Below are 22,322 nucleotides of genomic sequence, written 5' to 3'. Positions count from 1 at the left end.
CATGAAAAGCGTCACCGTCGACGACCTGCTCGCCATCCGGTCACCGGAGCAGCCCGCCCTCTCCCCGGACGGCACCCGCGTCGTCTTCACCCTGCGCACGACCGACCGCGACGGCGACCGCGACACGCGTGCGCTGTGGCACGTGCCCACCGCGGGCGGCGAGGCGGCTCGGCTCACGCAGGGCACGGCAGACTCCACCCCGGTGTGGAGCCCCGACGGCACGCAGCTCGCGTTCCTGCGCGCGCAGGACGGTCCGGCGCAGGTGTGGCTGCTCCCTGCGGGCGGCGGCGAGGCCCGCCGGCTGACGACGCTCCCGCTGGGCGCCGGCACGCCGACCTGGAGCCCCGACGGCACGCGCATCGCGTTCGCCGCCGCTGTCGACAGCGCGGCTCTGCCCGGCGACGGGGTCGACACGATCCTCGCCCGCCGCGCGGCACCGGCCGCGACCGACCGCCTGGGCTACAAGGCTGACGGCGCCGGCAACCTCGGCACGCTCGTGCAGCAGCTGCACGTGGTCGACGTGGCATCGGGCACGGTCACCGCGCTCACCCGCGGGCGCTCCCACGCGACCGATCCCTTCTGGTCGCCCGACGGCACCCGCCTCGCCTTCTCCTCGGCCGCGGCGGACGATGCCGACCTGACGATGCGGATCACGGTGTTCACGGTCTCCGCGTCCGACGCGAACAGCGCGCCGGTGCCGGTCGGACCCGCCGACGTGCAGGCGGCCGTCGTGGGATGGGCCCCGGACGGCGCGCACCTCATCGCCGCCGGTCGCACCGACACCGAGATCGGCAACGCCGACCTGCTGCTCTTCCCGCCCGACGGCGGCGAGGTGCGCCGCATCACGGGTGCGCTCGACCGCAACGTGATGCCGGGCGGACCCGGCTACCCCGGCGGCATGCCGCAATTCGACGGCGCAGGGAACCTGGTGTTCTGCCTGCGCGAGAACGGGTACTCGCACGTGCACCGGATCGCTGTCGACGGCTCGGACGCGACACCACTCGTGACCGGCACCGCGAACGTGTCCGGCCTTTCGGTCGTCGGCTCTTCCGCCGCGATCATCCTCGCCAGCCCCGATTCGTTCGGGGACGTGGCTCTCGTCGACATCGCCGACGGCACCACGCGGGTGCTCACCTCCTTCGGTGAGGTCGCCGACCTCGGCCTGATCCCGGCTGTGGAGCGGCGCTTCACGATCTCCGACGGCACGGTCGTCACGGGGTGGCTGCGCCGCGACCCCGACGCGGCGGGCCCGCTCCCCCTCCTGCTCGACGTGCACGGCGGCCCGCACAACGCATGGAACGGCGCCGCCGATCTGTTCCACCCCTACCACCAGCTGCTGGCGCATCGCGGCTGGGCGATCCTGACGCTCAACCCCCGGGGCAGCGACGGCTACGGCGAGGAGTTCTTCCGTGCGGTCGCCGGCGGCTGGGGTGTCAAGGACAGGAACGACTTCCTCGAGCCAATCGACGAGCTCGTGGCCGAAGGCATCGCGGATCCCGCCCGCCTCGCGGTCACCGGATACAGCTACGGCGGCTACATGACCTGCTACCTGACGTCGCGCGACGACCGCTTCGCCGCGGCTGTCGCGGGCGGTGTGGTCTCGGATCTCTCCTCGGTCGGCGGCACCTCGGACCTCGGCCACTTCATCTCCGGCGCGGAGAACGGCGGACTGCCCTGGCGCGATCAGGAGCTCCTGGCCGCGCAGTCGCCGTTCACGCAGGTCGACCGCGTCACCACGCCGACCCTGATCCTGCATGGCGCCGCCGACGACCGCTGCCCGGTCGGTCAGGCGGAGCAGTGGTTCGCGGCGCTGCGCGAACGCGAGGTGCCGACGCGGTTGGTGCTCTACCCCGGCGGCTCGCACCTGTTCATCCTGTCGGGTCCGCCCTCGCACCGCGCCGACTACTCCCGGCGCATCGTCGACTGGGTCGAGCAGTACGCGCCGCCCGCCGGAAAGCCCGTGCGGGAACGCCTGGACGCCCGGCACTGGCAGCAGCGCCTGAGCACCCTGGCCGCCGCGCACAAGGTGCCCGGGGCCACGCTCGGCATCCTCCGCCTCGGCGAGGATGCGGTGTATGCCCACCACGGCATACTCAACGTGCGCACCGGCATCGAGACCACCGACGACTCCGTCTTCCAGATCGGTTCGATGAGCAAGGTGTGGACGACGACCGCGATCATGCGGCTCGTGGATCAGGGCGTGCTCGACCTCGACGCGCCGGTCGTGTCCTACGTTCCGGAGTTCTCCTCGACCGACCCCGAGATCACGCGGTCGGTGACCCTGCGCCACCTCCTCAACCACACGAGCGGGATCGACGGCGATGTGTTCACCGACACCGGCCGCGGCGACGACACCCTCGAGAAGTACGTCGCCCATCTGGACGGCGTGGCGCAGAACCACCCGCTCGGCGCGACGATGTCGTACTGCAACTCGGGCTTCTCCCTGGCCGGCCGCGTGATCGAGAAGGTCACCGGAACCACCTGGGATCAGGCGATGCGCGACCTCGTCATCACGCCCCTCGGGCTCACCCACTCCACGACGCTCCCGGAGGAGGCGATCATGTTCCGGGCGGCCACCGGTCACACCGTGGTCGATGAGGACGGTCCGCACCTCGCCCCCGCCTGGATGCTGCCGCGATCGATGGGACCGGCCGGCCTCATCAACTCCACCACGGCCGATGTGCTCGCCTTCGCCCGCATGCACCTGAGCGGCGGACTGGCCGCCGACGGCACCCGCGTGCTGTCCGAGGCCGCGGTGGCGCGGATGCAGGAGCGCGAAGTGGACATGCCCGACCCGTATTCGCTCGGCGATGCCTGGGGCGTGGGCTGGATCCTGTTCGACTGGGACGGCCGCCACGTGATCGGACACGATGGGAACACGATCGGGCAGGCGGCGTTCCTGCGCATCCTCCCCGAGGAGGGGCTCGCGGTGACGCTGCTGACCAACGGCGGCAACACGCGTGACCTCTACGACGAACTGTTCGGCGAGATCTTCCGCGAGCTGGCGGATGTCCGTCTTCCGGAGGGGCTGAACCCGCCCGAGGAGCCGTTCACGGGTGACTTCTCCGAGTTCGAGGGCGTCTACGACCGCTCGGGCGTGCGCACCGAGATCTTCGCGGACGACGACGGGCTGCGCATGCGCACCACGTTGAACGGTCCGTTGGCGGCCCTGCTGCCCGATCCGGTGCAGGAGCACCCCCTCGTGCCGGTGCGGCCGGGCGAGTTCGTGATGCGCTCCGAGGGCGAGCAGGGCTGGCATGCCGTGATCTTCTACTCGCTGCCGACCGGAGAACGGTACCTGCACCACGGCGTGCGTGCGGCACCGAAGGTGTCGTGATGACGGTGCAGGCGGACGTCGACCTCGACGTCGTGCTCGCCGACATCGAGACGCTGATCTCGTGCGAGTCGCCGTCGGACGACCTCGGCGCGGTCTCGCGCAGCGCGGATGTCACCGCCGCGCTCGGGGAAAGGCTCCTCGGCGTCGCCCCCGAGCGCATCGTGATCGACGGCCGCACGCATCTGCGGTGGCGGTTCGGCGAGCCCACGGTGCTGGTGCTCGGGCACCATGACACGGTGTGGCCGCTCGGCTCGCTGCAGCGGCTGCCGTTCCGCATCGACGACGGAGTGCTGCGCGGTCCCGGATGCTTCGACATGAAGACCGGAGTGGTGATGGCGTTCCATGCGGTGGCCGCGCTGGCCGACCGCACCGGGGTCAGCATCCTGATCACGGGCGATGAAGAGCTCGGCTCACCCAGCTCGCGCGAGCTCATCGAGCAGGAAGCACTCGGCTGCAGGGCCGCATTCGTGCTGGAGGCCTCAGCCGACGGCGGCGACCTGAAGACGGAGCGCAAGGGCGTGTCGGCCTACCGCATCCGGGTGACCGGTCGCGCCGCCCATGCCGGCCTGGAACCCGAGCGCGGGATCAACGCCGCCGTCGAGGCCGCGCACCTGCTGCTCGCGGTGGCTGCTCTCGGCGATCCCGACCGGGGTACGAGCGTGACACCGACCACGGTCCGTGCCGGGAGCACCACGAACACGGTGCCGGCCGATGCGGAGTTCGCGGTCGACGTCCGGGCGCGCACAGCCGCCGAGCAGGATCGGGTGGATGCCGCCATCCGCGCCCTGCCGACGACCCTTTCGGGCGCCACGGTGGAGGTGGAGGGCGGCCCGAATCGTCGCCCGCTCGGCGCCGAGGCCTCCGCGGGACTGTTCGCCGACGCGGTGTCGATCGCGGAGAGCGCCGGTCTCACGCCGTTCGACGGGGTCGCCGTGGGCGGCGGTTCGGACGGCAACCTCACGGCGGGCATCGGGGTTCCCACCCTCGACGGCCTCGGAGCCGTGGGCGGCGGGGCGCACGCCGATGACGAGCACGTGGTCGTCGCGCTGATCCCCGAGCGCATCCACCTGCTGGAGCGGCTGGTGTCGCACGCATTGGCCTCAGCACCCGCATCGGTCGGAGAAGGAGCATGAGCATGACGGATGCCGCCGCGGAAGACAGGGCCGAGCTGCGGACCGCGTCTCCCGCCGAGGCTGCGGAGGCCGCGCTCGTTGCGGCGGACAGAGCAGAGGTGCAGATCCGGTTGCTCGGTGATGTCGACGAGTTCGCACTGGTCGCTGATCTGTTCCAGAGCATCTGGGCCAAGCAGGGCGAGAACTCCCCGGTGAACGTCGAGACACTGCGCGCGCTCTCCAAGGCGGGGAGCTATGTGGGCGGCGCGTTCGAGCACGGTGAGCTGGTCGGCGCCTGCTTCGGGTTCTTCGCCGCCCCCGACCAGCGCGCCCTGCACAGCCACATCGCCGGCGTCTCCCACCGGATGCGGGGTCGCAGCGTCGGCTTCGCCCTGAAGGTGCACCAGCGGGCGTGGGCTCTCGCCGAGGGACTCGACGAGATCTCCTGGACGTTCGATCCGCTCATCAGCCGCAACGCCTACTTCAACCTCGTGAAGCTCGGTGCGATGCCGACGTCCTACCACCGCAACTTCTACGGGCACATGGCCGACGCGCTCAACGGCAGCGACGACACCGACCGGATGCTGGTCACCTGGCGCCTGCGCGATCCGCGGGTCGTCGCGGCGTCCCACGCGGCTCCGGAGCCCACCCCGTTCGCCGAGCAGGCGACCGGCCGAGCCGAACCGCTGCTCGGCGTCGGAGACGACCTCGATCCGGTGATCCATCGCACCGATGCGCGCCTGGTGCGCGTGGCGCTGCCACGCGACATCGAGGCCCTCCGCATCACCGACCCCGAACGTGCCACCCGCTGGCGGCTGGCGCTGCGTCAGACGCTCGGAGATCTGCTGGAGACCGGCGGACGCGTGCTCGCGTTCGACCGCTCCGGCGCCTACACCATCGACAGAGGAGAACAGGGATGAAGCTCACCGGATTCGAACTGCGCGTGATCGAGATGCCGCTGGTGTCGCCGTTCCGCACATCGTTCGGCGTGCAGACGGTGCGCGAGGCGCTGATCGTGCGCGCCGTCGGCGACGAGGCGGAGGGCTGGGGCGAAGGCGTCGCGATGAACGACCCGCTGTACTCCTCCGAGTACGTCGAGGCGAGCGTCGATGTGATCACCCGGTTCCTGCTGCCGGCGCTCGCCCAGGTACCCGACCTGGATGCCGCGGGCGTGGCGCCCGCTCTCGCGAAGTTCAAGGGCCACCGCATGTCGAAGGCGGCGGTGGAACTGGCGATCCTCGACGCGGAGCTGCGGGCGAAGGGCGTGCCGCTGTCACGTGAGCTGGGCGCCGTGCGCGACCGGGTGGACTGCGGTGTGTCGGTGGGGATCATGGACTCGATCCCGGAACTGCTCGACGCGGTGGGCGGCTACCTCGATGAGGGGTACGTGCGCATCAAGCTCAAGATCGAGCCGGGCTGGGACATCGACCCCGTGCGCGCCGTGCGCGAGCGCTTCGGCGACGACGTGCTGCTGCAGGTCGACGCGAACACCGCCTACCACCGCGGCGACGCCCGGCACCTGGCGAAGCTCGACCCGTTCGACCTGCTGCTGATCGAGCAGCCGCTCGACGAGGAGGACCTGCTCGGTCACGCGCAGCTCGCCAAGGCCATCACGACCCCGGTCTGCCTGGACGAGTCGATCGTGTCGGCACGGGCTGCGGCGGATGCGATCGCCCTGGGCGCGTGCTCGATCGTGAACATCAAGCCCGGTCGCGTCGGCGGCTACCTCGAAGCGCGGCGCATCCACGACGTGTGCGCGGCGAACGACATCCCCGTGTGGTGCGGCGGCATGCTGGAGACGGGGATCGGCCGGGCGGCGAACGTCGCCCTCGCGGCCCTCCCCGGGTTCACGCTCCCCGGCGACACCTCGGGTTCCGGGCGCTATTACTCGCGCGACATCACCGATCCGTTCGTGGTCGAGGACGGCACGCTCGCCGTGCCCACCGGCCCGGGCATCGGCGTCACGCCCGATCCCGACGCGCTGGACGCCGTGACCGTGCGCACGGAGTGGATCACGTTCTAAGAGAGAACTTGTGGGGCACTTCTAGGAAGAGAACTGTCGGATGCAACGAAACGCCGATACAGTTTCGTCGTGCCCCACAGATCCGCGGCGATCGGTCGCCCCCTACTCTGGGCCTTGTGCTCATGTCAGTGACGACACGGCCGCGCGCCAGCCTCGGCCGAGTGATCGAAGATCTCGGGAACACGCTTCTCGAGGTCGTCAGCGGCGCGGCCGACGACGACACCGAGATCGAGACGGTCGTGATCCACGACGTGCTCGACGACGCGATGCCCACACGAGGAGCCCTGGTGCTCGGAGTGGGCCTGAGCGATCCCGACGAGATCGCCGATCTGCTGCGCACGCTCGCCGACCAGCATGCGGCGGGCCTCGTGCTCCGCGCTCCCGTGCGCACCGAGCAGCCGGTGCGGGAGGCCGCCGAGGCCACCGGCATCCCGGTCCTCGCGCTCACCCGCGGCGCCTCGTGGGCGCAGCTCGCGGCGATGCTCCGTTCGCTCATCGCCGAGGGTGACGTCGGGGATCAGGCGGCCACGACCCTGGGCGGCATGCCCTCCGGCGACCTCTTCGCCCTCGCCAACGCGATCGCGACACTCTTGAACGCCCCCGTGACGATCGAGGACCGCAACTCCCGTGTGGTCGCCTTCTCCGGACGACAGCACGAGGCCGATCCCGCCCGCATCGAGACGGTGCTCGGACGGCAGGTGCCGGAGCGCTTCGCCCGTCAGCTGGAGGAGCGCGGCGTCTTCCAGGAGCTGTACCGCAGCGAGGACCCGATCGACGTCGGGCCGGTGCTCAACACCGAAGGGCTCCCCTCGTTCCCCCGGGTGGCGCTCGCGGTGCGCGCGGGCGACGAGATCCTCGGGTCGATCTGGGCCGCCGTGCAGGAGCCCCTCTCCCCCGACCGGGTGCGCGCCCTCAAGGATTCCGCGGGACTCGTCGCTCTGCACATGCTGCGGCTGCGGGCCGGCGCCGACGTGGAGCGCCGTCTGCGCGCCGATCTGCTGGCCACGATCCTCGAAGGCGGACCTGGCGCCGCCGACGCCACGGCCCGGCTGCGCCTGAGCGATCACCGCTGCGTGGTGCTCGCTCTGTCCGCCGCGGAGGAGGCCGACGACGACCCCTCCGCCGGTGCGCGCGGGGTGGCCGAGCGACAGCGGATCGCGGACGCCTTCGCCGTCCACCTCGGCGCCGTCTATCTCCGCTCCGCCGTCGCCGTGATCGGCAATGTCGTGTACGCGGTCGCGGGCAGCCGCCCGGAGCAGGGCGACGCGGACTCCGGCCCCGAGCACAGCGACGCCGACAGCAGCGCTGCACGCGTGGCGACCGACTTCCTCGGACGACTCGGGGCGACCAGTGAGATCCGCATCGGCGTCGGCACCGTGGCGGACGACGCCGCGGGCATCCCGACCTCGCGCGCGAACGCCGACCGTGCCCTCCGCGTGCTTCGCCAGTCGTCTCTGCGCGAACCGGTCGCGCGCTTCACCGCCGTGCAGATGGAGGCGCTGCTGGTCGAGCTCGGCGACCTGGTGCGCGCCCGCGGCGATCAGCCGACCGGCCCCGTCGCACAGCTCCTCGCCCAGGATCGCGAGAAGGGCACGCATCTGGTCGAGACGCTGCGGGCCTGGCTCGATGCCTTCGGCGACGTGGCGGTGGCTGCGGCCCGCGTCTACACGCACCCCAACACGTTCCGGTACCGGCTGCGCCGGCTGTCTGAGATCAGCGGTCTCGACCTCACCGACCCCGAGGCCCGGTTCTCGGCCATGGTGCAGCTGCGCCTGCTCCTCCCCCGCGAGTGACGCGGCGACCGGAGACAGCGCCCGCCCCGCCCCGTGCCGGACGATGCCGCCGAGGGGACGGGGCCGGCTGAGGCTCGTGGCCCGTCGCCGTCGACACCCGGCACCTGCGGCTCGTGGCCTCCCGGTCGGGTGCGCGTGATGCCCGCTCGCGGCAGACATCCTGCGTATCTGACACTCATTTCAACACGAGCCGGTCATCCAGACCATAGAGTGGATTCTGATTGATCGATCTGATCAATCTCCACCCGACGATGAAGGCGACGGTGATCGAAATGGCCAACCTCCTCGACGAGACCGACCGGAGGATCCTCACGGTGCTCGACGGCGACCCGCGACGGCCGGTCGCCCTGATCGCGCAGGACCTCGGCCTCGCCCGCGGCACCGTGCACGCCCGGCTCGAACGACTCGAGTCCGGCGGCTACCTGCGCGCGCACAGTTCCCGCGTGCTCCCGCGGGCGCTGGGTCGCGGTGTCTCCGCCTCGATCATGGTCGAGCTCGACCAGCACCAGATCACCGCCGCGATCAACGCACTCAGCCGCGTGCCGGAGGTGCTGGAGTGCTTCGCCCCCGCCGGCGACACCGACCTGCTGCTGCGGGTGGTCGCCAAGGATCCCGACGACCTCTACCGCGTTGCTGAGGTGGTGCGGCTCTGCCCCGGCATCCTCCGCACCTCGACCAGCCTGTTCCTGCGCGAGGTCATCCCCTACCGCGTCAGCGCGCTCCTGCACGCGGACTGAGCGGCGCAGATCGCGGGATGGTGTCGGCAGACGCGGCTCAACCGATGATGCGGGCGCCGGCCACGGGTCCGTGCACGTGCAGCGGATCGAGTCCCGCCTCGCGCAACGCCGTCTGCACCGCCTGCGCGGTCTCCGGATCGGGGCACAGCAGCGCCACCGTGGGACCGGATCCTGACACGATCCCCTGCAACGCACCCGCCGCGACACCCTGACGGATCGTCTCGGCGAGATCGGGCCGCTCGTACAGCGCGGCCACCTGCAGGTCGTTGGCGAGGGCGTCGGCGAGCAGTGCCGGATCGCCCGACCGCAGCGCCTGGAGCACGGGGATGGGCACGTCGAGCGACAGCAGCGGGTCGTCGGCGAGGGCGCCCTCCTCCTCGCGCAGCAGGTCGAGGCGCTCATAGACCACGGGTGTCGACAGCCCCCGGTCGCTCGTCACCAGGACCCAGTCGAACCGTCCGCGCGCGAGGGCGGGGTTGAGCTGGTCGCCGCGCCCCGTGCCCACAGCCGTGCCGCCGTGCAGCGCGAACGGCACATCGGCTCCGAGCCGGGCGGCGAGATCGTGCAGCCGGGCCGGCGACAGCCCGGTGCCCCACAGCGCGTCGCAGGCCACCAGGGCCGCCGCCGCATCGGCTGAACCGCCGCCCATGCCCCCGGCCACCGGCACGCTCTTGCGGATCTCGAGCGCGACACCGCCCGGGTGCTCGACCGCCGTCGCCAGCAGTTTCGCCGCCCGCATCGCGAGATTGCGGTCGTCGAGCGGCACCCCGCTCATGTCCTCGTATCCCGAGACCGTGATCGAGAAGTCGTCGGCCGGCCGTGCGATCACGTCCTCGTACAGCGACACCGCCTGGAAGACCGTCGCGAGCGAGTGGTAGCCGTCGTCGTGGCGACCGCCGACGCCCAGATACACGTTGATCTTGCCGGGCGCGCGCACGTGCACGGAGTCGGTGGACGCGGCGAGGCTCATGATCGGGTCACAGCTCCGACGACGTCGCCCACAGGTTCACGTCGATGGCACCGGCGAGTTCGTCGATGCGGGCGAGCTCCTCCGCCGTGAACGCAGGCCCGCTGACGGCCGCGATGTTCTCGTCGAGCTGCGCCGGGCGCGAGGCGCCGATCAGCGCCGACGCGACCACGGGGTTGCGCAGCGTCCACTGCAGCGCGAGCTGCGCGAGGGACTGACCGCGCCCCTGCGCCACCTCGTTCAGCGCACGCAGCGTCTGCACGGCCCCGTCGGAGAGACGCCCCTGCGGCAGCGAACCGCGCTGCTGCGCACGCTCGGCCGTGCCGTCGCCGAGGTACTTGTCGGTCAGGAGCCCCTGGGCGAGCGGGGTGAACGCGATCGCCCCGAGTCCGGACTGCTCGAGGGTGTCGGTCAGCCCGTCCTCGACCCAGCGGTTCAGGATCGAGTACGCGGGCTGGTGGATGACCAGCGGCGTGCCGAGCTGCTTCGCCACCGCGACGGCCTCGGCCGTGCGCTCGGCGCTGTACGACGAGATGCCCACATAGAGGGCCTTGCCCTGACGCACGAGCGTGTCGAGCGCACCCACGGTCTCGGCGATCGGGGTGACCGGGTCGACGCGGTGCGAGTAGAAGATGTCGACGTAGTCCAGGCCCATGCGCGTGAGCGACTGCTCGGCGCTGGCGAGGATGTACTTGCGGCTCGCGAAGTCGCCGTACGGGCCCGGCCACATGTCCCACCCGGCCTTCGAGGAGATGATCAGCTCATCGCGGTACGGGCGGAAGTCCTCGGCGAAGATGCGACCGAAGTTCTTCTCGGCCGAGCCGTAGGGAGGACCGTAGTTGTTCGCGAGGTCGAAGTGTGTGATGCCGCGGTCGAACGCGTGACGCAGCAGGTCGCGCTGGTTGTCGAGCGGGATGTTGTCGCCGAAGTTCCACCACAGGCCGAGCGAGATCGGGGGCAGGTACAGGCCGGACGTGCCGACCTGGCGGTAGGCGAACTGCTGATAGCGGTTCTCGTCCGCCGCGTAGGGGCGGTGCAGCTCGGGGACGTCGGGACGGAAGCGGGGGGAGTCGGTCACCGTGCCAGATTACTGCGTGGGAGCGACCTCGTCAGCGAGAGGAGCATGCTGCGCGATGCGCTGGTAGTCCTCGACCGTGAGATCTTCGCCGCGCGCCGTGGGGGCGACACCGGCGGCGATGAGCGCCTCGGATGCCGCGGCCGAGCTGCCGAAGATCCCCGACAGCGCCTGCCGGAGCATCTTGCGGCGCTGGTTGAACGCCGCATCCACGATCTGGAAGGTGCGCTGCCGCTCCTCCTCGGTGCCGCGCTCCCCGTCGGAACGGTCGAACCCCACCAGCAGGCTGTCGACGTTCGGGACCGGCCAGAACACCTGGCGGGACACGTTCCCGCACAGCTTCCACTCGCCGTACCAGGCCGCTTTGACGCTGGGCGAGCCGTAGATCTTCGACCCGGGCTTCGCGGCAAGGCGCTCGGCGACCTCGGCCTGGACCATCACGACACCGCGCTGAAGGTACGAGAAGTTCTCCAGGAAGTGCAGCAGCACCGGGACCGAGACGTTGTAGGGCAGGTTGGCGACGAGCACCGTGGGTTCACCGGGAAGCTCGGTGATGCGCAGCGCATCCGCGTCGACGACCGTGAGCCGGTCGGCCTCGACGCCGTGCTCCGCGGCGGTCTGCGCCAGTCGCGCGGCGAGGCGGTGGTCGATCTCGACGGCGGTGACGGATGCCCCGGTCTCCAGGATCGCGAGGGTCAGGGAGCCCAGACCGGGGCCGACCTCGACCACGCGCTCGTGCGGCTGCACCCGGGCGGCCTGCACGATCTTGCGGACGGTGTTCGCGTCGGTCACGAAGTTCTGGCCGAGCTTCTTCGTCGGGGTGACGTCGAGCTCGGCGGCGAGGCGGCGGATCTCGGAAGCGCCGAGCAGGGTGACGGTCATCCCCCCATTCTCCCCCACGCCGCCGATGTCCCCCGCCCTCAGTAGTCTTCTCTGGTGCCTTCCCTCGGTGAACTCGTCGCGCCCCGCCGCCTGGGCCGCGATTTCCGGTGGCTGCTCGCCTCCTCGTGGACGAGCAACATCGGCGACGGTGTGGCACTCGCCGCCGCGCCGCTGCTGATCGCCTCGATGACGTCGTCGCCGATCCTGGTCGCGGCGGGCGCGATCCTGCAGTTCCTGCCGTGGCTGCTGTTCGGCCTGCACGCCGGGGCCATCGCCGACCGTTTCGACCGACGGCGACTGGTCATGTTCGCGAACGCCGCCAGGGCCGTGGTGCTCGCGGCGCTGTGCGTGTTCCTCATCACGGGCGTCGCCAACATCTGGGTCGTGCTCGCGGTCGCGTTCCTCTACGGCACCGCCGAGGTGTTCGTCGACACAGCCGGCAGCACTCTGCTCCCCATGCTCGTGAAGCCCGTCGACCTCGGCATCGGCAACGCCCGCCTCCAGGCGGGATACCTGGTGGCGAACCAGTTCGCCGGCCCTCCGCTGGGCGCGTTCCTGTTCGCGGCGGGCACCGCGTGGCCGTTCCTGCTCGAGGTCGTGTGCGTGAGCCTCGCCGTCGTGCTCATCTCCCGCATGGCCCGCACGCCGGTGCCACCCCGCGACACCGACGAGCGCACGCCCGTGCACACCGATATCGCGGAGGGCGTGCGCTGGCTGTGGCGCAACCCTCCGGTGCGGATGCTGACCATCATCATCCTGGTCTTCAATGTCACCTGGGCCGCCCCCTGGGGCGTGCTCGTGCTCTACGCCACCGAGCACCTGCACATGGGCGCCGTCGGGTACGGCGCCCTCACCACGGCATCGGCGGCCGGGGGGCTGCTCGGCACGTTCAGCTTCGGCTGGCTGGAGCGACACGTGTCGTTCGCGACGCTCATGCGCATCGTGCTGTCGATGGAGGTGCTCATGCACCTCGCCTTCGCCCTCACCACCACGGGCGTCGTCGCTCTGGTCATCATGTTCTTCTTCGGCGCGTACGCGTTCGTGTGGGGCACCATCTCCACCACCGTGCGGCAGCGCCTCGTGCCGACCGCACTGCAGGGCCGCGTGGCTTCCGTCAGCATGGTCGGCGTGTTCGGCGGCATGGTCATCGGCCAGGCGCTCGGCGGCGTGATCGCGCAGATGTGGGGGCTCACCGCGCCGTGGTGGTTCGCGTTCGGCGGCGCGGCGCTCACCCTGCTGCTGGTGTGGAAGCCGATCTCGCAGATCGTCAGCGCGAAGCCGGTGGAAGAACCGAACCCGGTAGACGGGGAATCAGAGAGTCAGTCGGCGAACGAACCGTAGACCCGCAGGGTGTTCTCGGCCAGCTGGGCGGAGAGCTCGTCGACGTCGATGCCGAGCTCGGCGGCCATGAACCGCACGGTGATCGGCACCAGGTAGGGCGCATTCGGGCGGCCGCGCAGCGGTACCGGCGTGAGGAACGGGGCGTCCGTCTCTACCAGGAGGCGATCGAGCGGGGTGACCTTCAGCGCGTCCCGCAGATTCTGCGCGTTCTTGAACGTGACGTTGCCGGCGAACGACAGGTGATATCCGGCGTCCGCGCAGATGCGGGCCATCGCATCGTCGCCCGAGAAGCAGTGGAACACCGTGCGCTCCGGAGCGCCGACGCGGGCGAGCGTCTCCAGCACCGCGTCATGCGCGTCGCGGTCGTGGATCTGCATCGCGATGCCGTGCTTCTTCGCAAGCGCGATGTGCGCCTCGAACGACGCGAACTGCGGCGCCTGCCGCTCGGGCTCGGTGCGGAAGAAGTCGAGCCCCGTCTCGCCGATCGCCCGCGTGCGCGGATGCGCGGCGAGCTCGTCGATCACGGCGATCGCCTCATCCAGGCGCCCCTCCTCCGCATAGGTGGGCGCGTCGTTCGGGTGGATGGCGACGGCGGCGAGCACGCGCGGATCGGACGCCGCGGCTTCGACCGCCCAGCGCGACGACTCGATGTCGCCCGAGGCCTGCACGACCCCGGCGATGCCGACGGCCGCCGCGCGGTCGAGCTGCTCCGTCAGCGACAGCGGGTCATCGCCGTCCACGATCTCGAGGTGGGCGTGGTTGTCGTACACCGGCACCGCGAGCGGCTCGGGCGCGGCCGGATATCGCAGATCCTTGCGCCCGTCGCCGTCGCGGCGCTGCACGTACGTCCCCGACATGGCTCAGGCCGACTGCTCCACCCGCGGGAACAGCGGCGCGAGACCGTTGACGCTGGTCCCGGGGCGCAGCACGCCCCAGGCGCCGGCTTCGCGGATCGGCTGGTCCTGCAGGCGGCCGATCGTCTCGGCGGCGCCGAGCGCGACCCACAGCTTCTCGGTCGACTGCGGCATCACCGGCGAGAGCAGCACCGCGAGAGCGCGCAGACCCTCCGCACACGTGTACAGCACGGTGCCGAGGCGCGCGAGCTGGTCTTCGTCTCCGCTGTTGGCCTGCTTGGCCAGCGCCCACGGCTCGTTCGCGGTGATGTAGCCGTTCAGCGCGTCGACGATCGTCCAGATCGCCGAGATCGCCTCGTCGATGCGGAACTGCGCGATCGCGGCATCCGCGTTCGTCGCCGCATCCGCCACGATCTTCTGGATCGCGAGGTCGTTCTCGGTGTACTCGGCCGCAGGCGGCACGATCCCCTCGAAGTACTTCTCGATCATCGCGGTGGTGCGCGAGGCGAGGTTGCCGAAGCCGTTCGCGAGCTCGGCCTGGTAGCGCGCCGACAGGTCCTCCCAGGAGAACGAGCCGTCCTGCCCGAAGGCGATCGCGGAGAGGAAGTAGAAGCGGTACGCGTCGGAGCCGAAGACGTCGGTGATCTCGGTCGGCGCGATGCCGGTGAGCTTCGACTTCGACATCTTCTCGCCGCCGACCAGCAGCCAGCCGTGCGCGAAGACGCCCTTGGGCACGTCGACGCCCGCCGCCATCAGCATCGCCGGCCAGATCACGGCGTGGAAGCGCAGGATGTCCTTGCCGACCACGTGGTACGCGGGCCAGCGGCGCTCGAACGTCGCGTCGTCGTCGCCGTAGCCGACGGCCGTGGCGTAGTTCAGCAGCGCGTCGACCCACACGTAGATGACGTGCGACTCGTCCCACGGCAGCGGGATGCCCCAGTCGAACGCGGAACGCGAGATCGACAGATCCTTGAGGCCCTGACGCACGAACGACACGACCTCGTTGCGCGCCGACTCCGGGCGGATGAAGTCGGGCTCGTCCTTGTACAGCTCGAGCAGACGGTCCTGGAACTCGCTCAGCTTGAAGAAGTAGTTCTTCTCCTGCAGCAGTTCGAGCGGCTTCGAGTGGATCGCGCAGACCTTCAGGCCTTCGAACGGACCCGTGCCGTCGAGGATCTCCGACTCCGGCTTGAACTCCTCGCAGCCCACGCAGTACAGCGCCTCGTACTCGCCCGCATAGATGTAGCCGCGGTCGTAGATCGCCTGCACGAACTTCTTGACGCGCTCCTCGTGGCGCTCCTGCGTGGTGCGGATGAAGTCGTCGTTCGCGACGTCGAGCGTCTTCAGCAGGGGGAACCAGCTCTCGCTGACGAGCTTGTCGACCCACTCCTGCGGCGTGACGTTGTTGGCCGCGGCGGCGCGCAGCATCTTCTGGCCGTGCTCGTCGGTGCCCGTGAGCATCCAGGTGTCGTCGCCCGCCTGACGGTGCCACCGTGCGAGAGTGTCGACGGCCACCGTCGTGTACCCGTGGCCGATGTGAGGCACGTCGGACGGGTAGTAGATGGGCGTGGTGATGTAGAAGGATTCGCCTGCGGGCATGGGGACAATTCTAGGTGCCCCCATGCCCGTGGTTACGCTCTCAGAGGCCGTTGCGACGCGCGACCTCGCCGAGCCACGCGAGCGAGGGCTTCGGGGTGCGCGCGAACGTCTCGTGGTCGAAGCCGATGAGGCCGAAGGTGGGCCGGAAGCCGCTCGCCCACTCGTAGTTGTCCAGCGCGCTCCAGTGCTGGTAGCCGCGCACGTCGATGCCGTCGGCGATGGCGCGGTGCAGTCCCTCCAGCGCACCCTGCGTGTAGGCGATGCGGCGGGTGTCGTCGGCGGTCGCGATGCCGTTCTCTGTCACCAGCACCGGCACGCCGCCGCTGCGCTCCCACGCGCTGCGCACGCCCAGTTCGAGGGCGTCGGGGAAGAACTCCCACCCGGTGAGCGTGGTCTCCACGTCGTCCGCGACCGGTCGCGGCCCCTCCGGCCCGATGAACGTGCGTGTGTACGCCTGCACCCCGACGAAGTCGTCGCCCGCGGACTGCTCCAGGTACCAGTGGTCGCGGGGGTCGCCGTACTCGGCCAGCATCTCGTCGGCTCCCGGCTCGCCGGTGGAGTGGAACGCCTGCGTGGCGATCGTCCATCCGGCCTTGACGCCCGGCACCGCGTGCACGATCTCCGATGCTCTCCGGTGCGCCGCGAGCAGGGTGTCCGCCACGGCGAGGTCGGGGTTCGGGAGCCCGAAGGCCACGAGGTTCGCGGCGTCCTCTCCCCCGGCGAGCATCGCGGCGATGTTCGGCTCGTTGATCGTGCACACGTAGTCGATGCCGTCGAGGAGCGGCAGCACCGTCTCGACGTAGCCGGCGAACAGGTCGACCGCGTCGTCGGCACGCCAGAAGCCGTCCTTCTGGAACCAGTGCGGCACGGTGAAGTGCAGCAGTGAGATCGTCGGGTCGAGTCCGTTCTCGCGCGCGGTGCCGATCATGCGGCGGTAGTGGTCGAGCATCGCACGCGAGACGAAGCCCCGCTCCGGCTCGATCCGCGCCCACTCCAGCGAGAACCGATAGGAGTTCAGGCCGGCGTCGGCGAGCAGCCGCATGTCCTCCGGGTAGCGGTGCAGATGGTCGGCGGCGTCTCCGGAGGGCTCCACCATGGGCGAGTCCGGCGCATGTTCCATCGCCCACCAGTTGCTCGTGGTGTTGTTGCCCTCCACCTGGTGGGCCGCGGTCGCGGCGCCCCACAGGAAGCCGTCGGGGAATGCGAGCACGAGTGCTCTCCTCTCTTTCTGGGATGCCGCGCTCTAGCGAGCGCGTGCGGGGTTGGGAACGGCGTCGAGCAGCTGGATCGTGTACGGATCCTCCGGATGCTGCAGCACCTGGGCGGTCTCGCCGCGTTCGACCACGCGCCCGCTGTGGAGCACGAGGATGTTCTCGGTGACCAGTCGCGCGCTCAACAGGTCGTGCGTGATGTAGAGCATGCTGATGCCCCACCGCTCGCGCAGATCCTCCAGCAACGCCAGCACCCCGGCCCGCAGCGAGACGTCGAGCATCGACACCGGCTCGTCGGCGATGAGCACCTGCGGGTCGCTCGCCAGCGCCCTGGCGATCACGACGCGCTGCCGCTGTCCGCCGGAGAGCTGATGCGGCAGCTTGGCCGCGAACTGCTCGACCGGCGTGAGCCCGACCGTCTCCAGCAGTTCGAGCACCCGAGCCCTGGCCTCCGGCCCACGCAGCTTCGTGTAGTTCATGACCGGGCGGGTCAGGGCGTATTCGACCGTGTGCAGCGGGTTCAGCGCCGCATACGGATCCTGGAACACCATCTGCACGTCCTTGCGCAGCTCGCGCAGGCCGTGTCGCTTGAGCGTCGCCACGTCGACATCGCCGAAGCGGATGGTGCCCGAGGTGGGCTTCTCGACCCCGGTGAGCATCTTGGCGATGGTCGACTTGCCCGAACCCGACGCGCCCACCAGAGCGAGCGCCTCCCCCGGTTCGAGCCGGAACGAGACGTCGTCGACCGCGGTCACGGCGCTCTGCCCTCGTCGCGGGGCCGGGTAGTGCTTCGAGACGCCCTCCACGACGATCGCGGCGTCGGCGCGACGGGTGTCACGGGTGTGGACGGAGGTGGAAGAAGACTCCCGGTCGACGAACCCGGGGATCTCGATGTTCTCCGCTCGCGGGTCGGCGTAGTGGCTGAGCAGCATGCGCGTGTAGTCGTCCTGCGGGCGTTCGAGGATGTCGATGCTCCTGGCGTCTTCGACGATGCGCCCCTCGTGCATCACCATCACGCGGTCCGTCGCCTCCAGCACGATCCCGAGGTCGTGGCTGATGAGGATGGCGGTGAACTGCTCGGCGTGCTGCAGCTCCTTGATCGTGTCCATGACCGCGTGCTGCACGAGCACGTCGAGGGCCGTGGTCGGCTCGTCGAACACCATCAACTGGGGCTCGAGCGACAGTGCGAGGGCGATCGAGACGCGCTGCCGCATGCCGCCGGACAGCTCGCCGGGGTAGCGGGCGAGCACCGAGGCGTCGAGGCCGACCTTGCCGATCAGCTCGCGGGCACGCGCATCCCGCTCGTCACGCGGCACGTGTCCGTGCGCGGCGAAGATGTCGCGGAAGTGGTTGCCCACGGTCCGCACCGGATTGAGGGCGTTCATGCCCGACTGCAGCACCATCGCGAAGCCGCCCTGGCGCTGGCGTCGCAGCTCCTCGGCATCGAGCTCGCGGATGTCGCGGCCGCCGAACAGGATGCGCCCGCCGCTGATGCGCGCCGGGGGCTTCTGCAGCCGGGTCAGGGCGAATCCGAGCGTCGACTTGCCCGATCCCGACTCGCCGACGAGACCGACGAACTCCCCGCGACGCAGCGAGAACGAGACGCCCTCGACGGCGCTGACGGGCTTCGTCCCCGGCGACGCGTATTCGACCGAGAGGTTCTGCACCTCGAGCAGAATGTCCTTCGAGTCCATGGCGGTCATCGCCCCTTCCCCTCTCGCAGGCGCGGATTGGAGATGCCGTCCACGCCGAAGTTGATGAGCGTCAGGCTCAGCGCCAGCAGGGCGATGCACAGACCGGGGGCGAACAGCAGCAGCCACTGGCCCGTGAGGAGCGAGTTGGAGTTCTGCGCCCAGTAGAGCATGGTGCCCCAGCTGACGATGCTGGAGTCGCCGAGCCCGAGGAACTCGAGCCCCGCCTCCGCGAGGATCGCCGCCGTCGCCGCCCCGAAGAGCGTGCCGGCGATGATCGACGTCATGTTCGGCAGGATCTCGCGGAACACGATGCGCGTCCTGCTGTCGCCCGAGAACTGCGCGGAGGTGACGAAGTCGTTGCCGCGCAGCGACTGGGTCTGGCTGCGCAGCACGCGCGCACCCCACGCCCAGCCGGTCACCACGATCACGGCGATGATCATCAGGATGCCGCCGTTCTGCAGGTAGGCGGCGATCACGATCATGAGCGGGAGACCCGGGATCACCAGGAAGAGGTTGACGATGAAGCCGACCACCTCGCCGGCGAAGCCGCGCATGTAGCCCCAGCTCAGACCGATGAGCACCGCCACGATCGTGGACAGGATGCCCGCGGCGAAACCGACCAGCAGACTGACCTGCGCGCCGTAGATGAGCTGGCTGAGCACGTCCTCCCCCGCGGCCGTGGTGCCGAGCCAGTGCTCCCACGAGGCGTCGGCGTTGCGCTCGAAGCCGTTGTCCTTCGCGCCGTAGGGGGCGAGCAGCGGCGCGAACACCGCGACCAGCACGAAGAAGGCGAGCAGGCACAGTCCCAACCGTGCCTTGCCGTTGCCCCAGAGGGTCGCGACCATGCGCCCGAAAGCGCGCCACGGGCTGGGCGCGGCGATGCGCTCGGCAGGGATCTTGACGTTCATGGTGGAGGGTGCGTGATTCGGAGTAGTCATCGGCGAGTCCTCGGGTCGAGAACCCCGTAGAGGATGTCCACGAGGAAGTTGGCGATGAGCACGCTCACCGTGATCATCAGGAACAGCGCCTGCATGAGCGGGTAGTCCTGCCCGATCACGGCGTTGAAGAGCAGGTAGCCGATACCGGGGTAGCCGAAGACCTGCTCGACGAGGATCGATCCGCCGACGACGCCGCCGAGCGTGAGCCCGAAGCCGGTGAGGTTCGGCAGGATCGCGTTGCGCGCGGCGTAGCGGAGGGCGATCGTGCGGCCGTGCAGGCCGTTCGCCTCGCCGAAGGTGATGTAGTCCTCGCCGAGCGTGTTGATCATGGCGTTGCGCATCCCGATGATCCAGCCGCCGAGCGACGTGAGCAGGATCGTCAGGGCGGGGAGGAACGCGTGGCTCAGCAGATCGCCGAGGAAGTCCCACGTGAACCCGGGGGTCGTGGTGGCCGAGTAGGCGCCCGTGGTCGGGAACCAGTGCAGCACGTAGCCGAAGAAGAACAGCAGCAGCAGCGCCGTCCAGAAGTAGGGGAACGTGCTCAGGAACGAGCCGGTCAAGGTCGGCAGCGTGTCGAGCCAGGTGCCGCGGCGCCAGGCGGCGGCGACGCCGATGAGCGTGCCGATCACGAACGCGAGGATCGTGACGATGCCGACCAGCCCGAGCGTGTACGGCAGGGCCGTGGACACCATGCTCGCGACGCTCTGCGGATAGAAGGTGTACGAGACGCCGAAGTCGAGCCGGACCACCTGACCGAGATAGGCGAGGTACTGGTCCCACAGCGATCCGGTCGGCACGCCCAACTGCGCCTCGATCGCCGCTCGCGTCGCGTCGGACACCGGCCCGTTCTGCGACAGCTTCGCGATCGCGGCGTCCGCCGGCGAGCCCGGCATCATGCGCGGAAGGAAGAAGTTCAGGGTGATCGCAGCCCACAGCGTGAGCACGAACAGGCCGAACTTCTGCAGCACGTACTTCATCGGTCGTCCCCCTTCACGCGCGTCAGGTGGGTGAAGATCATCAGCGGCGCGGAGTCGTAGTTCTGCGGAATCATGTACGGGTCGTCCTCGCTCGGCCAGCCGGTGAACTTGGCGTCGTTGAACAGGCCCCAGATGCCGCCGTAGTAGAGGCCGATCACGGGCAGCTCGTCGTAGACGATGCCCTGCAGCTGCGTCACGATCTCTTCCTGGCGCACAGGGTCGACGGTCTCGCGGTACTCGGCGAGCAGCGCATCGGCCTCGGGAGACCGGTAGCGCTCGAAGTTGTTCGCGGTCGGCTCTCCCGACGGCACGTAGAACTCGCTGGAGAGCAGGTTGTTGTAGGCCTGGTACACGTCGCCGTTGCCCATGCCGCCGATCGCCATCTCGAAGTCGCCGTTGCTGATCGCGCTCTGGTAGCCCGCGGGTTGCGGGAGCTTGAGCGTGACCTTCACGCCGACCGCGGCGAGCTGGCGCTGTACGGTCTGCGCTGCGCGGGTCCAGTCGGTGAAGCCGTTCGCGGTGGTGAGGGCGAACTCCAGTTGCTCCCCGTCGGCGTTCACGAGCCGGTCGCCGTCGAGCGTGTACCCGGCCTCGGCGAACGAGGCGAGTGCGGCGTCGGTGTCCTGGGTGATCATGCCCTGGTCGGGGATGCTCGGATCGAGGTACTCCTGCTGGTTCGGGAGGATGAGCCCGGTCTGACCGGCCGGCTTCATGTATCCCTCGGAGGCGGTCTCCGCGATCTCCTCACGGTCGAGGGAGAGGGCGATGCCGCGGCGCACGTTCACGTCGTCGAACGGTGCGACCTCGAGGTTCGGCATCAGCGCGATCACACCGCCCGGCGGGAACCACCAGGAGTTGTGCTCGCTGGCTGCACCCCAGGTGCCCTCGACATCGGAGATGAACGCGTATGCCCAGTCGTATCCGCGGCTGACGGTGTCGAGCTGCGAGTTCGTGGCGGGGAGGATGATGTGCTCGATCTCGATCTTGTCCGCCTGCCAGTAGTCGGGGTTGCGGTCCATCGAGTACTGCTGGTCGTTGTAGTTGCCGAGCACGAACGGCCCGGTGCCGACCGGCTTCTCGTTGCGGTAGGTCCCGGGGTCCTTCACGTCCGACCACAGGTGCTCCGGCACGATCATGGTCTGCCCGAGGATCGACAGCGACGGCGCATCCTCGGTCTTGAGGTGCAGGATCACGTCGCTGCCGTCGGTCTCGACACTGTCGAGGTGCTGCCACGCGCCCTTGATGTCGAGCGAGGGGTTGTCCTTCAACAGTTGGAAGGTGAAGGCCACGTCGTCCGCGGTCAGGTCCTCGCCGTCGCTCCAGGTCACGCCGTCGCGGATCGTCATCACGATCGTGCGGGCGTCGGGCTGCGTCCATGCCGACGCGAGCCACGGGTTCAGCGTGCCGTCGAGCGGATTCACCAGGATCAGCGGCTCGTAGATCCACCGTGACGCGGTGCGCGTGTTGGTGAGGTATGGGTTGAAGTTCCTGGTGAAGAACGGGTTGCCGTGGTCGGCGTTGATCAGCATCGTGTCCTCGCCGATGGACGGGTCGGGCTGCGACGTGATCTGGATGCTGCAGCCGGTCAGGGCGATGGCCACCGCCGCGATCCCCACGACCGCGACGCGTCGCCACCGTCCGAACATCCGTGTCTTCGGCCCTCTGCGATCGGCCACTCTGCCACCTCATGTCGTCTCTGTCATGACGGGCTCTCCGCGTCGGATCACCCGCACGGCTCGCGCCGCCTCAGCGAGTGTAAGCGCATACATTTTGCGATCGCAA

At 69.8% G+C, this 22,322-nt stretch carries 17 protein-coding genes; 7 read left to right on the top strand and 10 right to left on the bottom strand.

Annotated features, from left to right (window positions below):
- Nucleotide 1 precedes the first annotated feature (1 nt).
- The 6 genes from WFM69_RS09140 (at nucleotide 2) to WFM69_RS09115 (ending at nucleotide 9,002) form a co-directional block, all read left to right on the top strand.
- The gene (locus WFM69_RS09140) at nucleotides 2-3,337 is read left to right on the top strand and encodes a serine hydrolase (protein WP_337003833.1); all 3,336 of its coding nucleotides are present in this window, start codon (nucleotides 2-4) and stop codon (nucleotides 3,335-3,337) included.
- A complete protein-coding gene (locus WFM69_RS09135) occupies nucleotides 3,337-4,470 on the top strand; it encodes a M20 family metallopeptidase (RefSeq protein ID WP_337003831.1) in 1,134 nt (377 codons plus the stop codon). The genes WFM69_RS09140 and WFM69_RS09135 overlap by 1 nt, the downstream gene beginning before the upstream one ends.
- Entirely contained in the window at nucleotides 4,467-5,369 is a 903-nt protein-coding gene (locus WFM69_RS09130) for a GNAT family N-acetyltransferase (protein ID WP_337003829.1), read from the top strand. Before WFM69_RS09135 ends, WFM69_RS09130 begins: the two co-directional genes overlap by 4 nt.
- Nucleotides 5,366-6,472: an o-succinylbenzoate synthase gene (gene menC / locus WFM69_RS09125; RefSeq protein WP_337003828.1), complete on the top strand. Its 1,107-nt coding sequence runs from the start codon at nucleotides 5,366-5,368 to the stop codon at nucleotides 6,470-6,472. Before WFM69_RS09130 ends, menC begins: the two co-directional genes overlap by 4 nt.
- A 161-nt stretch (nucleotides 6,473-6,633) precedes the next feature.
- Nucleotides 6,634-8,265, top strand: coding sequence for a helix-turn-helix domain-containing protein (locus WFM69_RS09120; protein WP_337003826.1), 1,632 nt, complete (start codon nucleotides 6,634-6,636; stop codon nucleotides 8,263-8,265).
- Nucleotides 8,266-8,516: 251 nt separating this feature from the next.
- Nucleotides 8,517-9,002: an Lrp/AsnC family transcriptional regulator gene (locus WFM69_RS09115; protein ID WP_442928473.1), complete on the top strand. Its 486-nt coding sequence runs from the start codon at nucleotides 8,517-8,519 to the stop codon at nucleotides 9,000-9,002.
- A 37-nt stretch (nucleotides 9,003-9,039) separates the two neighbouring features.
- Here the strand turns inward: WFM69_RS09115 and WFM69_RS09110 are convergent, their stop codons facing one another.
- The 3 genes from WFM69_RS09110 to rsmA are packed head-to-tail and all read right to left on the bottom strand — an operon-like array spanning nucleotide 9,040 to nucleotide 11,926.
- Nucleotides 9,040-9,972 carry a 4-(cytidine 5'-diphospho)-2-C-methyl-D-erythritol kinase gene (locus WFM69_RS09110; RefSeq protein ID WP_337003824.1) on the bottom strand — a complete coding sequence of 311 codons (933 nt, stop codon included), beginning with the start codon at nucleotides 9,970-9,972 and terminating at the stop codon, nucleotides 9,040-9,042.
- 7 nt (nucleotides 9,973-9,979) lie between these two features.
- Entirely contained in the window at nucleotides 9,980-11,047 is a 1,068-nt protein-coding gene (mgrA, locus tag WFM69_RS09105) for an L-glyceraldehyde 3-phosphate reductase (RefSeq protein WP_337003822.1), read from the bottom strand.
- Between the two features lie 9 nt (nucleotides 11,048-11,056).
- Nucleotides 11,057-11,926, bottom strand: a complete 870-nt coding sequence (gene rsmA / locus WFM69_RS09100) for a 16S rRNA (adenine(1518)-N(6)/adenine(1519)-N(6))-dimethyltransferase RsmA (RefSeq protein WP_337003820.1) — start codon at nucleotides 11,924-11,926, stop codon at nucleotides 11,057-11,059.
- A 54-nt stretch (nucleotides 11,927-11,980) separates the two neighbouring features.
- On the opposite strand from rsmA, the gene WFM69_RS09095 reads away from it, so the two are divergent.
- Nucleotides 11,981-13,267, top strand: coding sequence for an MFS transporter (locus WFM69_RS09095; protein ID WP_337003819.1), 1,287 nt, complete (start codon nucleotides 11,981-11,983; stop codon nucleotides 13,265-13,267).
- Here WFM69_RS09095 and WFM69_RS09090 read toward each other — a convergent pair.
- From WFM69_RS09090 to WFM69_RS09060, 7 genes are read right to left on the bottom strand one after another with little or no spacing between them, the layout of a single operon-like run.
- Entirely contained in the window at nucleotides 13,246-14,124 is an 879-nt protein-coding gene (locus tag WFM69_RS09090) for a TatD family hydrolase (RefSeq protein WP_337003818.1), read from the bottom strand. The two genes, WFM69_RS09095 and WFM69_RS09090, sit on opposite strands and share 22 nt — an antisense overlap.
- Before the next feature lie 3 nt (nucleotides 14,125-14,127).
- Nucleotides 14,128-15,720 (bottom strand): methionine--tRNA ligase, encoded by a 1,593-nt coding sequence (gene metG, locus WFM69_RS09085; RefSeq protein WP_337003816.1) that lies wholly within the window; start codon nucleotides 15,718-15,720, stop codon nucleotides 14,128-14,130.
- 40 nt (nucleotides 15,721-15,760) lie between these two features.
- Entirely contained in the window at nucleotides 15,761-16,930 is a 1,170-nt protein-coding gene (locus tag WFM69_RS09080) for a glycoside hydrolase family 1 protein (RefSeq protein ID WP_337003814.1), read from the bottom strand.
- Nucleotides 16,931-16,963: 33 nt separating this feature from the next.
- Nucleotides 16,964-18,625 carry an ABC transporter ATP-binding protein gene (locus WFM69_RS09075; protein WP_442928411.1) on the bottom strand — a complete coding sequence of 554 codons (1,662 nt, stop codon included), beginning with the start codon at nucleotides 18,623-18,625 and terminating at the stop codon, nucleotides 16,964-16,966.
- A gap of 5 nt (nucleotides 18,626-18,630) precedes the next feature.
- A complete protein-coding gene (locus WFM69_RS09070; RefSeq protein ID WP_337003812.1) occupies nucleotides 18,631-19,563 on the bottom strand; it encodes an ABC transporter permease in 933 nt (310 codons plus the stop codon).
- Nucleotides 19,560-20,540: an ABC transporter permease gene (locus tag WFM69_RS09065; protein ID WP_337003811.1), complete on the bottom strand. Its 981-nt coding sequence runs from the start codon at nucleotides 20,538-20,540 to the stop codon at nucleotides 19,560-19,562. The genes WFM69_RS09070 and WFM69_RS09065 overlap by 4 nt, the downstream gene beginning before the upstream one ends.
- Complete coding sequence (locus tag WFM69_RS09060; protein WP_337003810.1) at nucleotides 20,537-22,216, bottom strand: ABC transporter substrate-binding protein; 1,680 nt, start codon at nucleotides 22,214-22,216, stop codon at nucleotides 20,537-20,539. Before WFM69_RS09060 ends, WFM69_RS09065 begins: the two co-directional genes overlap by 4 nt.
- Nucleotides 22,217-22,322: the final 106 nt, after the last annotated feature.

The organism is Microbacterium sp. LB12, assembly GCF_037150835.1.
GTDB lineage: Bacteria > Actinomycetota > Actinomycetes > Actinomycetales > Microbacteriaceae > Microbacterium.
The sequence above is the reverse complement of the archived record's forward strand: the minus strand, read 5'-3'. Positions and strand labels throughout refer to the sequence as shown.

Excerpts from the sequence above, each read along its gene's own strand:
- WFM69_RS09140 (WP_337003833.1), top strand. The coding sequence starts at position 2 with ATGAAAAGCGTCACCGTCGACGACCTGCTCGCCATCCGGTCACCGGAG.
- metG (WP_337003816.1), bottom strand. The coding sequence starts at position 15,720 with ATGCCCGCAGGCGAATCCTTCTACATCACCACGCCCATCTACTACCCG.
- WFM69_RS09135 (WP_337003831.1), top strand. The coding sequence starts at position 3,337 with ATGACGGTGCAGGCGGACGTCGACCTCGACGTCGTGCTCGCCGACATC.
- WFM69_RS09090 (WP_337003818.1), bottom strand. The coding sequence starts at position 14,124 with ATGTCGGGGACGTACGTGCAGCGCCGCGACGGCGACGGGCGCAAGGAT.
- rsmA (WP_337003820.1), bottom strand. The coding sequence starts at position 11,926 with ATGACCGTCACCCTGCTCGGCGCTTCCGAGATCCGCCGCCTCGCCGCC.
- WFM69_RS09075 (WP_442928411.1), bottom strand. The coding sequence starts at position 18,625 with ATGGACTCGAAGGACATTCTGCTCGAGGTGCAGAACCTCTCGGTCGAA.
- menC (WP_337003828.1), top strand. The coding sequence starts at position 5,366 with ATGAAGCTCACCGGATTCGAACTGCGCGTGATCGAGATGCCGCTGGTG.
- WFM69_RS09115 (WP_442928473.1), top strand. The coding sequence starts at position 8,517 with ATGAAGGCGACGGTGATCGAAATGGCCAACCTCCTCGACGAGACCGAC.
- WFM69_RS09130 (WP_337003829.1), top strand. The coding sequence starts at position 4,467 with ATGAGCATGACGGATGCCGCCGCGGAAGACAGGGCCGAGCTGCGGACC.
- WFM69_RS09110 (WP_337003824.1), bottom strand. The coding sequence starts at position 9,972 with ATGAGCCTCGCCGCGTCCACCGACTCCGTGCACGTGCGCGCGCCCGGC.
- WFM69_RS09070 (WP_337003812.1), bottom strand. The coding sequence starts at position 19,563 with ATGACTACTCCGAATCACGCACCCTCCACCATGAACGTCAAGATCCCT.
- WFM69_RS09065 (WP_337003811.1), bottom strand. The coding sequence starts at position 20,540 with ATGAAGTACGTGCTGCAGAAGTTCGGCCTGTTCGTGCTCACGCTGTGG.